Genomic DNA, 12405 nt, shown 5'->3' with positions numbered 1-12405 from the left:
ACCGTGTAGTGGTCGAGGTATGAACGTCCCCTGCGTCCGCGTGCCCCGCGAGTCGGGCGAGGCGGCGCGCCGACGCCTCGCCGACGCCGGGTTGCTCGACCACGACCACGAGATTACCGTCGACGAGGGGACGCTCTACATCCCCGTCGTCGACGCCGACGCCGTCCCCGACGACTTGGCGGTCGTCGACTTCGAACCCCCGACCCGCGAAACGCAGACCACGCCCGCCGACCTGCTCGGCTTCGAACCCTCCTACGAGCGCCTCGGCGATATCGTCATCCTCGACGAGGACGACCCCGACCGCGCCCGCGAGATTGCCGACGCTATCGTCGCCTCCGACCTCAAGGCCGAGACGGTCGTCAACCGCGCCTCGAAGGTCAAAGGCGAACTCCGCGTCCGCGACTGGGACGTGCTCGTCGGCGACTCGACCGAGACGGTCCACCGCGAGTACGGCCACGAGTTCCGCCTCGACATCGACACCGTCTACTTCTCGCCCCGACTGGCCACCGAGCGCCACCGCGTCGTCGAGGCGATTCAGGAGGGCGAACACGTCTTCGATATGTTCGCCGGCGTCGGCCCGTTCGCCGTCCCGGCCGCCGCCGCGGGCGCGGAGGTCGTCGCCTGCGACCTCAACGAGGCGGCCGTCGCGTTCCTCCGGGAGAACGCCGCGCGGAACGACGTGGCCGACCGACTCACCGCGATTCACGGCGACGTGCGCGAAGTCGCCGCCGACTACGAGGGCTGGGCCGACCGGCTCATCATGAACCTCCCGCACAGCGCCAGTGGCTTCCTCGACACCGCCGTCCGCCTCGCGAGCGACGACTGCGTGATTCACCTCTACGACATCCAACACGAGGACGACCCGTTCGGCCCGGGACTCGCCGCCGTTCGCGCCGCCGCCGAACCGACCTACGAGGTCGACGTCGTGAACGAGCACGTCGTCCGGTCGTACGCCCCCCACGAGTACAACGTCTGTCTCGACGTTCGCCTGACGAAGCGGGCGTGAGCGGGCTGGTGCCGACCGACAGACGCCGGGGTGATTCGCAAGTCTTAATTACGTAACCGGGGTACGGAAGAATGCGTTCGAAAGCCCACCGCGCCGGTGTAGCTCAGCTGGCAGAGCGATTCCTTCGTAAGGAATAGGCCGAGGGTTCAAATCCCTCCACCGGCTCTTTCTGTCGAACGAAGTGAAACGAAGAGCCCTGCGTTGAGGATTTGAAGCAGGGAGCAACGCGGCGCGTTGCGAATGAGGTTCACAATCCCCTCCACCGGCTTACGTTTTCAGCAAACTAACTCGTCGAGCATCCCGTGTGCGCGACCGCTCGCGAGCGAACGAATGTGAGCAACTGAGGGAGTTGGACGAGCCGAAGACGAGGTCACGCAAACCGGAGCGACGCCTGCTAGAACGTCAGCCGTTCGAGCAGCCGCTGTGCGAACGTCGGCTGTCGGGAGTCGTGCGGGTAGACGGTGATTGTCGTACACCGCGGGGGCGTGCCGGCCGGTCGGTCGGTGAACAGGGCGCTCCGAACACCCCGTTCGGGGCCGCGGCGGACCACTACGTCCGGGTCCTGCGACCAGCCGCCGTCGGCCCGCAGCGGCTCCGAGCGAACCGACACGGAGAGCAGTTCCGAGAGCTCGGCCTGGTACTCCCCGACCGTCCGTTTGTGCTGGTCGGTCATCTTCGGAGTGGCGGGCTGTCGGAGCAGCACGTCGCCCCCGCTGGCGGCGGCGACGGCTTCTGCGACTCCGACCGCTCGCGGCGGGTACGGCCCGCCGTCGCCGGCGAGGACGACCCGTTCGGGGTTGTCGTAACCGAGGTTGTCGACCAAGAGGACGTCGCAGGGCGCGTGGCGAACGACCCAGTCGATGGGGTCACCGAACAGCCGCGAGCGGAGTCGGAGCGGCTCGTGTTCGGCCACGACGGTGTCGACCCCGCGACCGTCCGCGAAGTTGACGACCGCGCGTTTCGTGTCGTGGCTCACGATTTCGTCGGCCTCGATGTCGACCCCCAGCTCCGCCGAGAGCGCCTCGATTCGCGCCTCGTACGAGATGTCGGTCGACGACTGCGCCGCGGCGTCTTCGGTGAGCGGGACTTGGTCGGGAACCTCCTCGAAGCGGACGACGACGACGCGGCCGTCGTCGGGGCGAACGAGGTCCGCGGCGACGGCGACGAGCGACCGTTCGCGTTCGTCGTCGAGGTCCTTCGTGAGCGCGACGAGGACCTCACGGGGGGTCTCGTGCATCGCCGACGCCGTTCGGGTGAGCGCGCTCTGTCCGACTTGCCGGCGAACGGCGTCCGTGACGACGCCTTCGCGGCTCACCCGCGACCGGGCGTACAGCACGTACCAGACGACGCTCCCGAGCGTGATGGCGACGGCCCCGAGCAGGGCGGTCGAGCCCATCTGCGTCAACAGGAGCGCCGCGGTGACGACGCCGAACACCTGCACCCACGGGTACAGCGGCGAGGTGAACTCGGGCTCGTACTCCGCGTTCCCCTCGCGGAAGGCGACGACGGCCACGTTGATGAGGCCGAACACCAGAATCTGGAAGGCGCTCGCGAGCTTTGCGATATCGAGAATCGGGACGAACGCGATGAGCACCAACAGCACCGCGCCGGTGAGGGTAATCGAGGCGACGGGCGTCCCGAACCGCTCGCTCACGGCCGAGAACGACGGCGGCGCGAGCTTGTCCCGGCTCATGGCGAAGGGGTACCGCGACGAGGAGAGTACGCCCGCGTTGGCCGTCGAGACGAGCGCGAGGATGGCCGCGAGGATGACCACGACCACGCCGAACTGGCCGAGCGTCGACTCGGCGGCGACCGCCATCGGCGTGAGCGACCCGGCGACGCTTCCGGGGTCCGTCACGCCGACGAGCACCGCCACGATAGCGACGTACAGCACCGTGGTGAACGCGAGCGACCCGAGGATGCCGAGCGGGATGTTCCGGCCGGGGTTCTCGACTTCCTCGGCGATGCTCGCGACCTTCGTCACGCCGGCGTAGGAGACGAACACGAGGCCGGTCGCGGCGAGGAGCCCGCCGATACCGGCGTCGAAGAAGCCGGCGTAGTTGGCCTGCTCGACGCTGGGCGCGCTCCCGGCGGCGAACCAGCCGAGCGCGGCCAGCATGACGACGACGATGGCGACCTGCAAACGGCCCGTCTGCTTCGCGCCGACGACGTTGACGAGTATCAACACGGCCGCGAGTCCCAACGCGACGGGCTGGAGCGGGAGGTCGAACAGGAGAAGCAGATACGGGACGCCGCCGACGAGCGCGAGCGCGCCCTTGAACGACAGGGAGAACCACGTGCCGACGCCGGCGACGGTTCCGAGCAACGGCCCCATCCCCCGCTCGATGTAGATGTACGTCCCGCCGGCTTTGGGCATGGCGGTCGCCATCTCGGACTTCGACAGGGCGGCGGGCACGACGAGCAGGCCCGCGAGGGCGTAGGCGACTATCACCGCCGGACCGGCGACTTCGAGCGCCAGCGCGGGCAGGATGAAGATACCGCTGCCGATCATCGCACCGATGCTGATGGCGAAGACGGACGGCAGTCCGAGGTCGCGCTCTAACTCCTTCATACGGCTCCCGCGAGCGTGCCCGACAGGACGGAGGTCGCACAGACCGGCTGGTGGCCGGCCTCGGCGAACAGCTCGAAGCGGTCCGGCGTGTTGACCAACACGACGACGTGCTCGACGTCGAAGCGGGCGCGAACGAGCTGTGCGATGAGCAGGTTCCGGCTGTCCGACGCCGTGGCCACGACGACCGTCGACGCGGACGAGACATCGGCTTCCGACAGCGTTCGGACGTCCGCCGGGTCGCCGCGAACCCCGTCGGTGTCCGAACGGTCGTGAAACTCGTCGACCACGCGGACGGCGCGGCCGTCCGCTCGCAAGTGCCGGGCGACGGCGGAGCCGAGGTGCGCGCCACCCAAGACGTAGTACGTGCGCTGTTCACAGTCCGTGAGTCGCTCGTCTGCGACGGAGTGATTCGACGTCATGTGTGCTGAATGTGGTGGGCCGGAGTTGGCTCCGACCGTGCGTACATCCCCGTTGGTGACGGAAGTGCTTAAACTAGCGTGTTATTTTGACGAGTCGTCAAAGGAAATTCCCAAAATACATAATCCGTCATTATATTCTGGGTCGTCGGTCAACTCGTCGGGGGTCGGCTGTCGAACACGGACACGACGCATGGAACAGACTCATAGTCGCACCGCGTCCAGAGTAGCCCACGCATGAAAGACGGCGAGTTAGACTCGATAGACAGGCGCATCCTCTACTACCTCCAGCAGGACGCCCGAGGAACGTCGTCCAGCGACATCGCGGAGAAACTCGGTCTCTCGTCGAGCACCGTCAGAACGCGACTCAACAGACTCGAAGACACCGGCATCGTCCGCGGCTACCACGTCGACATCGACTACGACCTCGCGGGCTACCCGCTCTACACGAAGATCATCTGTACCGCGCCCGTCCCGGAGCGCTCCGCGTTGGCGAATCGGGCGCGCGACGTCCACGGCGTGACCGCGGTTCGAGAGATAATGACCGGCGAGCGGAACGTGTACGTCAACGCCATCGGGACGGACCACGACGACCTCAATCGCATCAGCGAGGAACTGGACGGGCTCGGCCTCGACATCGTCGACGAACAGCTCATCCGCGACGAGTTCGTCTGCCCGTATCACGGGTTTCTCGACGAGGACGGCGCTGACCAGTAGGCGACCAGTATCTCGCGGTTGGCGACGACGCGACGGCGAGCGGGCCCGGAGCGCTCAGAACCCGATGTGCGACGTCGAACTGGGGATGTCGTCGTCGTCGCCGTCGTCGCCGTCCTCGTCCTCGCCCGCCGCGCCAGCGGAGAGATAGGTGTACTCGTCGTCGGTCAGGAAGACGCCGCCGTCGGTGACCGCGATGTCCACGTCCGGCAGGCTGGTGCCCGCCGCCTCGCCGTTTTCGCACGCGCCGGAACAGGTGTCGAACATCGACCCGTGTTTCGGGCAGATAATCTCGCCGTCGCGCACCGCCGCGCCGGTCCCCCGGTCGAACCGCTGGTTCTCGTGGGTGCAGGTGTTCGGCCACGCTTCGATACCCGGCTCGTCGTCGCACCGAACGAGAATGAGTTCCGTCGGCCGCGAGTACGCGTCCTCCGCGGTGAACAGATACGACCCGTTTTCGGGGACCTCGTCTACGGCCGCGACTCGGGTTCCATCGACCATCGGCCACAGCTATCGACCGAGCGGAAAAGTAGCTATCGACGACGCCGCGGCTGGCCCCGCACGGGGGACGAACGCCGCATCGATGCCGATTACGCCGAGACGAAGCGGTCCCACACCGCCCGACAGTCGTTACAGAGGAACCCCGTGAACTCGTCTACCGCGTGTTTCCGGACCGTCGTGTCTCGTCCGCACCGTTCACACCACATACTCACTCGTTCGGGAGACTGTCGTATTGTTATGAAGCTCATAGTCGCTGACTCGACGCTCGCGCGATTCGGAGCGAGAGCCCGAACCGGCGAGCGACCGGCTCAGTCGTTCTCGTCGAGGTTCACGCCGCAGACGCCCGCCTCGTCGCCCATCTTCTCCACGCCGGGAGCGAACCGACCCAACTCCCACGCGGGGTCGTGGCCGGTCTCGGCGCGGTGTTCTTCGATTCGGAGGCGCGCGTCAGCGAGCTTCGAAAAGCGCTCTTCGAGCCCGCACGTCGGACAAGCGACCGTCGCACGAGGGGTCGACATCACTCGAAGGGAACACGCCAGTCGAGATAGTTCCGTCGGGTCAGTCCGCGGAGGACGGCGAAAAAAGCGGTCGCTTGCGCACGGCGGTCAGCCCATGACGAGGCTCATCCACCGGTTGCGCCGCACGAACTCCATGTTTTCGAGGTAGGCGTCGACGCCGAGGATGCGGCCCGCGCCGAACGCGCCGAGACCGAACAACAGCACCGCGTAGACGATGTGGTCGTCGACGACCCAGCCGTGAGCCAGCGGCAGTCCGGCGAGGATGCCGCCTTCGAGCGCCGCCGCCCAGTAGAACAGCATCATGACCGCACCCCAGAAGGCGCTGAAGCGGACGAACGCGCCGAGGATGAGCGCCAGTCCGGCCAGCGTCAACCCCCACATGTTCAGCATGTCGATGAGGGGGCTGCCGGCCATCGAACTCCACAGTCCCATGAGGGGGTTCCCCTCGGGAATCGCGTTGGCGAGGTAGCCCGCCGCAGTCCAGTTGTTCGAGGGGTCCGAATCCAGGTAGGTGACGAGCTTCGTGATACCGCCTTGGAACAGCGTCCACCCCATTACCACTCTGAGCAGGAACAGCGAGTAGCCCACCCAGCGCTCCGAGTAGTCGAACCGCACCGCTTGTCCGAACAGTTCCGTCTCTAGTGTACGACTATCCGTTGACATACGGAGGAAATATTTTCCGGCAAACTACAATAGTGTGTTGGGTAATCTCACGCAATGGGTATCCGTCGTTCCGCCGAGGGTCACGCCGCTTATCACCGACGGCGACAGAACACGGACATGCTCACGTTCATCGGACTCGGCCTGTACGACGAGCGCTCCGTCACCGTCGAAGGGCGGGAGGCGCTCGCGGACGCCGACCGGGCGTTCGCGGAGTTCTACACGAGCCACCTCGTCGGCGCGACCGTCGAGGAACTCGAAGCCTACCACGACATCGACATCGAGGTCCGCGACCGCGCCGGCGTCGAACAGGACCCCGAGCCGATACTCGACGCCGCGGAAGACGAACACGTCGTGTTCCTCACCGCCGGCGATACGATGATTTCGACCACGCACGTCGACCTGCGGCTCCGCGCCGAAGACCGCGGCATCGAGACGCGCCTCATCCACGGCGTGACCGCCCAGTCCGCGGCCAGCGGCCTGACCGGACTCCAGAACTACCGCTTCGGGAAGGCCGTCACGCTCCCGTTCCCGTACGTCCACGGCGGCGACCCCGTGCCGAAGAGCGTCGTCGACTCGCTCGAAGCGAACCGCGACCTCGGCTTGCACACGCTCGTCTACCTCGACATCAAGGTCGACTGGGAGGGCCGCCGCGGCGTCGAGGTCGACGGCGACCAGTACATGACCGCCGACTACGCGGCGGAGCTGTTCGCCGAACACTGGGACGCCGACGCCCTCGGCGTGGCCGTCTGCCGGGCCGGAAGTCCGGACCCCGTCGTCGCCGCGGACCGCCTCTCGGCGCTCGCGGAACGCGACTTCGGCGCCCCGCTCCACATGCTCGTCATCCCCGGCGAGGTCCACCACGTCGAAGCCGACGCGCTCTCGGCGCTCGGCGGCGCGCCCGAAGAACTGTTCGACGACGAAAACTGAACGTCACTCCGACGGCGTAATCAGTCGAGCCCTAACTCGTTTCTGAGGTCGTACTCGTCGCCGGTCACCATGTAGAGCACGTCCTCGATGACCGTGAGGAGTTCCGGCACTTCGTGGACGACGAGGTAGGTGACTCCCACGAGCGCGACGACCGCGAGCGCCTGACTGATGATGCGGTCGGAGATGAAAAACGACACCATGTACGGGTCCGACGAGCCGAAGAGGAACAGAATCTCGTCGACGAACAGGTGGAAGTACTGCTTGCCGACCGAGATGGCGATGAACGTCGTCCGAAGCAGGTTCAGCGCGTAGATGATGGGAACGGCGATGGCGAGCCCGCGGAGTTTCCGGCCCATCGGCGCGTCGACGGCGGCGATGAGGCCGGCGAAGATGGCGATGCTCCCGAGGCCGGTGCAGGCGAGGACGACCGAGATTTCGAGTCGGTGCGAGCCCTGCATCCACAGGAACGTGTTCAGATAGCCCTGATCACCGACAATCATCTGCGGCGTGTAGCCGAGCGATTCGATGAGAAAGCGCGTCTGCGCCGCGACGGTCTCCATGAGGACGCCGCGGGGCGCGGGGACGGTCGCCCCGAGGAGGGTAAACGCCGGAATCGTCTCGAACGGGAGGTAGACGACGCCCATGGCGGCGACGGCGCGCGAGAGGACGAACAGCGTGTCACGGCCGTTGTAGAGGAGCCAGCCGGCGTAGAGCGACGCCGGGACGGCCGCGATGGTCAACAGCCCCTCGATGTAGCTCTTGTGGACGAGCGTGAAATGCGGGATGAGTTGGAGCCAGAAGAGCGCGAACAACACCCACGCGGCAGTCATCACCCGCCGGCCGAGTTCGCGGTCTCGCCCGTTTGCGACCGCGCCGGCGACGAAGGTTCCGATGACCACCCACGCGAGGATGTCGGAGAGGAGACCGGGCATACGTATTGGATGCGGTGGACCGATTAAATCCCTTGCCGTTCCGGACGCCGACTGCCGGTGCGAGCCGGCGGTCCGAATCCGCAGTGCCGCCGCTGTCTCGACAGTCGAGAGCGACGAGAAAACGAGACGCCCGGGGCGTCAGACTCGACGCGGGTTACTCCGGCGACTCGAAGTCGGCCGGGATGACCTCGATTTCGTGGCCGTCGGGGTCCTTCGTGAACGCGAACATGTCGTCGCAGGACTCGGGGTCGCGGTAGTCTTCGGCCTCGCGCTCCATGAGCGTCTCCCAGTAGTCGTGGAGGTCGTCGGCGCTGACGGCGAGGTGGCCCCACGCGTCGCCCATCTCGTAGCTCCGGCCGTCGTAGTTGTAGGTGAGTTCGACGGCCATCGCCTCCTCGGCCGCGCCCTCGGGCTTCATGAAGTAGTTCGCGAAGGTGTCGGACTCCCAGCGACCGGTGTGTTCGTAGCCGAACTTGCGGGTCCAGAAGCCGAGCGCCTCGTCGGCGTCCTCGACGCGAATCATCGTGTGGTCGAGGCTCCACTTCGCGCCGTGGTCGCGCTTGACGATTTCGACCTCGTGGCCGTCGGGGTCCTTGACGAACGCGTAGCGACCGCCGCAGGACTCGGGGTCGCGGTAGTCCTCGACGCCCTCGTCCATCAGCTGCTGGTAGGAGGATTCGAGTTCGTCCTCGGGGACGCGGACCGCGATGTGGCCCCACGCGTCGCCCATCTCGTAGGTGTTGTCGCCGTGGTTGTAGGTGAGTTCGAGAACCGCGCCCTCCTCGTGGAGGTCCTCGGGGCCGAGGTAGACGTTGGTGAACGTGTCGGCCTCCCAGCGACCCTTCTCCTCGTAGCCGAGATGGGTCGTGTACCAGTCGAGCGACTCCTCGAGGTCTTCGACGCGAATCATCACGTGGTCGAGGGTTCCGGACATACCCGAGTGATGTGTCGCGCCGGCGAAAAACGTACCGAACGCGGAAGCCACCGTCGATGGTTGCCACACGCCGTCTACGGGAGTTTTCGGCCCGTTACGAGATACATAAGTACCACCCGAAGTTACGATTCGGCAGTGTTCCCGGTCCCCAACCCCGTTCGCCTCCTCATCCTCGGCATCGGGCTCGCGCTCGCCCGTCTCGGTCTCCTCGACCGCGAGCGCGCCGTCCGCATCGCCGACCTCTCGTGGCCCCGCGTCGTCACCGGTCTCGCCCGGATGTCGAAGAACGCCGTCGACGTGGCGATGGTGGGTATCGCCTCGGGGACCGTCGCCATCACCGGCGTCGGGTTCGCCGGGCCGTACTGGGGGCTCGCCTTCGCACTCGGCGGCGGTATCGCCGGCGGAACCATCGCGCTCGTCTCCCAGCGGTTCGGCGCGGACGCGATAGACGAACTGGGGCTCGCGGTGCGGTCGAGCGCGCTCTTGACCGTCGTCGCCACGCTCCCGGTCACGGCCGTCTTCTGGCTGTTCCCTACCGAACTCATCTCCGTGCTGAGCAGCGACCAAGGGGCCATCGAACTCGGCGCGGCGTACCTCCGAATCGTCGGCCTCGGCGTCCCCTTCGCCGGTCTGAACCTCATCGGGAGCCGCGTTCTCGTCGGCAGCGACGACGCCTACACCGCGATGACGCTCCGTGCGAGCGGTGCGGTCATCAACATCGTTCTCAACGCGGTGCTCATCTTCGGTCTCGACCTCGGCGTGGAGGGGGCGGCGCTCGGAACCGTCCTCTCGAACGTCGTCGTCACCGGCGCGTTCGCGGTCGGTCTGTCACGGGGGTCGCTCCCCGGCGTGGGCGCGTTCCCCGTCGTCGTCGACCCGTTCGGCCCCTTCCTCGACACCGAGACGATACGCGACCTCGTCAAAATCGGCGTCCCCGTCATGGGTCGGAGCCTCGTCTGGACGGTCGCGGAGTTCCCGATGCTCGCCATCCTCGACAGCTTCGGACCCGACGTGGTCGCGGCGTTCGTCATCGCCCGCCGCATCTGGGGGCTCATGAACACCCCCGGCTGGGGCTTCGGGCTGGCGTCGTCGAGCCTCGTCGGGCAGGCGCTCGGCAAGGACGACGAACAGACCGCCGAGGCCTACGGCAACGAGGTCATCCGGTTCGCCGTCGCCACGTACCTCGTCTCGGCGGCGCTCGTGGCGATATTCGCCCGCCCCATCGTCCTCGGGTTCGTCGATAACCCGGCTGACCCGGCGGTCCCCATCGCCATCGACCTCGTCTACGTCGCCTGTATCGCCGTCATCTTACAGGGCGTCTCCGGCGGCTCCGCGGGCCCGCTCGACGCCAGCGGCGACACCCGCTGGACGTTCGGCAGCCAGTTCGTCGGGATGTTCCTCGGGTCGATTCCGCTCACCTACATCGGCTCTATCACCTCGCTCGGACTCACCGGGCTCTACTTGGCGTTCCTCGCCGAGACGACGATTCCGGCGGTACTGAACTACTACCGGTTCAAAACCGGGACGTGGAAGGTAGTGAGTCGGGGCTACCGACCGAAGACGGCCGCAGACGACTAAGCGAGAGGAGAGCGGACGCGTCGTTCGGTTTTGTGTGTTGCGCTCAGCGCGAGGAGCCGTCGGCGTCGCGCTCGTTCGCGCGTGACCAGTACAAGAACCCCGCCACGGCCCACAAGAGAACGGTCCCGACCGGCCACGCGGTTCGACCGGGTTGGACCGAAAAGCCGCGGGCGACCTCCAACTGGGTCACGCCGGCGAGGGCGAGCCCGGCCGCGGTGAGCCGAACGTCCTCGCGGCCGAACAGGACGCCCGAGAGCGCGCTTCCGAGCGCGACGAGGTAACAGGCGACGCCGACCGGCCAGACGAGGATGTAGTCCGGAAGTCCCATCGTAAAGCGCAGGAAGAAGTCGGTGATGGTCGTCACGCTCCCCGTCGCGGAGCCGACGAGCCCCCACGGGAACAGGAGCGTGGCGCTCCCGGTGGTGAACGTCTGGACGGACCACGGGACGAGACCGAGGACGAAGACGAGGAGTAGCCGGAGGCGGCGACGCGCGGGCGACCGCGACGCCGACCGGGACGCCGAGTCGGTCGTCACCGCTGGGCGATGATGCGGAGCACGTCCTCGTCGGCGAGGACGTGGTCGCGGCCGACCTGCTGGTCGTCGTGTTTCGCGCTCGGCCCCGAGACGCGGGCGAACCGGAACCGCTCGTCGAGTTTGGCACCGAGTTCGTGGATGGCGTCGTCGATGGTGTCGCCCTCCCGGAGGACGAGCGGTTCGTCGTAGTCGACGCCGCGGCCGGGTTTGTCCATGTAGATGCGGATGAGACCGAGCGTGTCCCAAATCTCCTCTTTGAGCGCGTCGAGGCCCTTCTCGGCCTCGGCGCTGATGAACGTCACCTCGTCGGGGTCGAGCCCGACTTCGCGGAGGTTCTCCTCGACCGTCGGGAGGTAGTCCTTGTCGATGAGGTCGGCCTTGTTGACGGCGACGATAGACGGCAGGTACACCCGGTTTTTCATGATGCCGTCGACGAGTTCGTCGATGGTCGTCTCGCCGCGGAGCGTCACCTCGGCGTTGACGAAGCCGTGCTCGCGGAGGATGCCCTTGATGGTCTCCTTTTCGAGGTCGACGCTGTCGCTTTTGGTGACGTTGATGCCGCCTTTCCCCTTCTTGTTGATAGAGAGGTTCGGCGGCGACGTGTCGAGCCGAATCTTGTTGTTGTAAAGCTCCTGTTGCAGTCGCTCGTAGCGCTCGATTTCGAACACCGAGAGCATGAACACGACGAGGTCGGCGGTGCGGACGACAGAGAGGACCTCCTTGCCGCCGCCGCGGCCGCCAGCGGCCCCTTCGATGAGGCCCGGCACGTCGAGTATCTGGATGTTCGCGCCCTTGTACTTCAGCATCCCCGGGTTGACGTTGAGCGTCGTGAACTCGTACTCGCCGGTCTCGCTGTCGGCGTTGGTGAGCGCGTTGATGAGCGTCGATTTGCCGACGCTCGGGAAGCCGACGAGCGCGACCGTCGCGTCGCCGGTCTTCTCGACGGCGTACCCTTGGCCGCCGCCGGCCGAACTCTGGTTTTCGAGTTTCTCTTTCAGTTCCGCGAGTTTCGCCTTCAGCCGACCGATGTGCGCCTCGGTCGACTTGTTGTACGGCGTGTTAGATATCTCCTCGCGGATATCTTCGATCTCCTCCTCCAGTCCCATCGT

13 protein-coding genes and 1 tRNA gene are annotated in these 12405 nt (G+C 66.5%); 5 read left to right on the top strand and 9 right to left on the bottom strand.

Translation table 11 applies throughout. The annotated features are described in order from the left end of the window. The first annotated feature begins 19 nt into the window (after positions 1 to 19). Together DVK03_RS04710 and DVK03_RS04705 are read left to right on the top strand one after the other, a co-directional pair. Positions 20 to 1006 carry a class I SAM-dependent methyltransferase family protein gene (locus tag DVK03_RS04710; RefSeq protein WP_008605845.1) on the top strand — a complete coding sequence of 329 codons (987 nt, stop codon included), beginning with the start codon at positions 20 to 22 and terminating at the stop codon, positions 1004 to 1006. A gap of 92 nt (positions 1007 to 1098) precedes the next feature. Further along, positions 1099 to 1171 (top strand) — tRNA-Thr (locus tag DVK03_RS04705). A 229-nt stretch (positions 1172 to 1400) separates the two neighbouring features. Here the strand turns inward: DVK03_RS04705 and DVK03_RS04700 are convergent. Both DVK03_RS04700 and DVK03_RS04695 read right to left on the bottom strand, forming a co-directional pair. After that, positions 1401 to 3578, bottom strand: a complete 2178-nt coding sequence (locus tag DVK03_RS04700) for an amino acid permease (RefSeq protein ID WP_008605846.1) — start codon at positions 3576 to 3578, stop codon at positions 1401 to 1403. Beyond that, entirely contained in the window at positions 3575 to 3997 is a 423-nt protein-coding gene (locus DVK03_RS04695) for an NAD(P)-binding protein (RefSeq protein ID WP_004064225.1), read from the bottom strand. The genes DVK03_RS04700 and DVK03_RS04695 overlap by 4 nt, the downstream gene beginning before the upstream one ends. Before the next feature lie 234 nt (positions 3998 to 4231). Between DVK03_RS04695 and DVK03_RS04690 the strand changes: the two genes are divergently transcribed. Beyond that, positions 4232 to 4711: an Lrp/AsnC family transcriptional regulator gene (locus DVK03_RS04690; protein WP_006600528.1), complete on the top strand. Its 480-nt coding sequence runs from the start codon at positions 4232 to 4234 to the stop codon at positions 4709 to 4711. Between the two features lie 54 nt (positions 4712 to 4765). Here the strand turns inward: DVK03_RS04690 and DVK03_RS04685 are convergent, their stop codons facing one another. From DVK03_RS04685 to DVK03_RS04675, 3 genes are all read right to left on the bottom strand, one after another. Continuing rightward, a complete protein-coding gene (locus DVK03_RS04685) occupies positions 4766 to 5209 on the bottom strand; it encodes a Rieske 2Fe-2S domain-containing protein (protein ID WP_004064228.1) in 444 nt (147 codons plus the stop codon). 308 nt (positions 5210 to 5517) lie between these two features. Then, positions 5518 to 5727 carry a hypothetical protein gene (locus DVK03_RS04680; protein WP_004044021.1) on the bottom strand — a complete coding sequence of 70 codons (210 nt, stop codon included), beginning with the start codon at positions 5725 to 5727 and terminating at the stop codon, positions 5518 to 5520. A gap of 87 nt (positions 5728 to 5814) precedes the next feature. Further along, positions 5815 to 6390: a DoxX family protein gene (locus DVK03_RS04675; RefSeq protein ID WP_049921758.1), complete on the bottom strand. Its 576-nt coding sequence runs from the start codon at positions 6388 to 6390 to the stop codon at positions 5815 to 5817. 117 nt (positions 6391 to 6507) lie between these two features. Here DVK03_RS04675 and dph5 point away from each other — a divergent pair, with 117 nt between their 5' ends. Next, positions 6508 to 7317 carry a diphthine synthase gene (gene dph5, locus DVK03_RS04670; RefSeq protein ID WP_115802335.1) on the top strand — a complete coding sequence of 270 codons (810 nt, stop codon included), beginning with the start codon at positions 6508 to 6510 and terminating at the stop codon, positions 7315 to 7317. A gap of 20 nt (positions 7318 to 7337) precedes the next feature. On the opposite strand, the gene artA is transcribed toward dph5, so the two are convergent. Then, a complete protein-coding gene (gene artA / locus DVK03_RS04665; RefSeq protein WP_004064249.1) occupies positions 7338 to 8249 on the bottom strand; it encodes an archaeosortase A in 912 nt (303 codons plus the stop codon). Between the two features lie 154 nt (positions 8250 to 8403). Further along, the gene (locus DVK03_RS04660; RefSeq protein WP_004064251.1) at positions 8404 to 9183 is read right to left on the bottom strand and encodes a VOC family protein; all 780 of its coding nucleotides are present in this window, start codon (positions 9181 to 9183) and stop codon (positions 8404 to 8406) included. Between the two features lie 135 nt (positions 9184 to 9318). Here DVK03_RS04660 and DVK03_RS04655 point away from each other — a divergent pair, with 135 nt between their 5' ends. Next, on the top strand, positions 9319 to 10761 hold the full coding sequence (locus tag DVK03_RS04655) for an MATE family efflux transporter (protein WP_004064253.1): 1443 nt from the start codon (positions 9319 to 9321) through the stop codon (positions 10759 to 10761). Positions 10762 to 10804: 43 nt separating this feature from the next. Here the strand turns inward: DVK03_RS04655 and DVK03_RS04650 are convergent, their stop codons facing one another. Continuing rightward, entirely contained in the window at positions 10805 to 11296 is a 492-nt protein-coding gene (locus tag DVK03_RS04650; RefSeq protein ID WP_115802334.1) for a TIGR04206 family protein, read from the bottom strand. After that, the gene (locus DVK03_RS04645) at positions 11293 to 12402 is read right to left on the bottom strand and encodes a GTP-binding protein (protein ID WP_115802333.1); all 1110 of its coding nucleotides are present in this window, start codon (positions 12400 to 12402) and stop codon (positions 11293 to 11295) included. The genes DVK03_RS04650 and DVK03_RS04645 overlap by 4 nt, the downstream gene beginning before the upstream one ends. Positions 12403 to 12405: the final 3 nt, after the last annotated feature.

The sequence above is a fragment of the Haloferax sp. Atlit-109R genome, assembly GCF_003665865.1.
Classification (GTDB): domain Archaea; phylum Halobacteriota; class Halobacteria; order Halobacteriales; family Haloferacaceae; genus Haloferax; species Haloferax volcanii.
Note: the sequence above shows the minus strand (reverse complement) of the source record. Positions and strands in the feature narration are given on the sequence as shown.

Excerpts from the sequence above, each read along its gene's own strand:
- DVK03_RS04675 (WP_049921758.1), bottom strand. The coding sequence starts at position 6,390 with ATGTCAACGGATAGTCGTACACTAGAGACGGAACTGTTCGGACAAGCG.
- DVK03_RS04645 (WP_115802333.1), bottom strand. The coding sequence starts at position 12,402 with ATGGGACTGGAGGAGGAGATCGAAGATATCCGCGAGGAGATATCTAAC.
- DVK03_RS04695 (WP_004064225.1), bottom strand. The coding sequence starts at position 3,997 with ATGACGTCGAATCACTCCGTCGCAGACGAGCGACTCACGGACTGTGAA.
- DVK03_RS04690 (WP_006600528.1), top strand. The coding sequence starts at position 4,232 with ATGAAAGACGGCGAGTTAGACTCGATAGACAGGCGCATCCTCTACTAC.
- dph5 (WP_115802335.1), top strand. The coding sequence starts at position 6,508 with ATGCTCACGTTCATCGGACTCGGCCTGTACGACGAGCGCTCCGTCACC.
- DVK03_RS04710 (WP_008605845.1), top strand. The coding sequence starts at position 20 with ATGAACGTCCCCTGCGTCCGCGTGCCCCGCGAGTCGGGCGAGGCGGCG.
- DVK03_RS04700 (WP_008605846.1), bottom strand. The coding sequence starts at position 3,578 with ATGAAGGAGTTAGAGCGCGACCTCGGACTGCCGTCCGTCTTCGCCATC.
- DVK03_RS04685 (WP_004064228.1), bottom strand. The coding sequence starts at position 5,209 with ATGGTCGATGGAACCCGAGTCGCGGCCGTAGACGAGGTCCCCGAAAAC.
- DVK03_RS04660 (WP_004064251.1), bottom strand. The coding sequence starts at position 9,183 with ATGTCCGGAACCCTCGACCACGTGATGATTCGCGTCGAAGACCTCGAG.
- artA (WP_004064249.1), bottom strand. The coding sequence starts at position 8,249 with ATGCCCGGTCTCCTCTCCGACATCCTCGCGTGGGTGGTCATCGGAACC.
- DVK03_RS04680 (WP_004044021.1), bottom strand. The coding sequence starts at position 5,727 with ATGTCGACCCCTCGTGCGACGGTCGCTTGTCCGACGTGCGGGCTCGAA.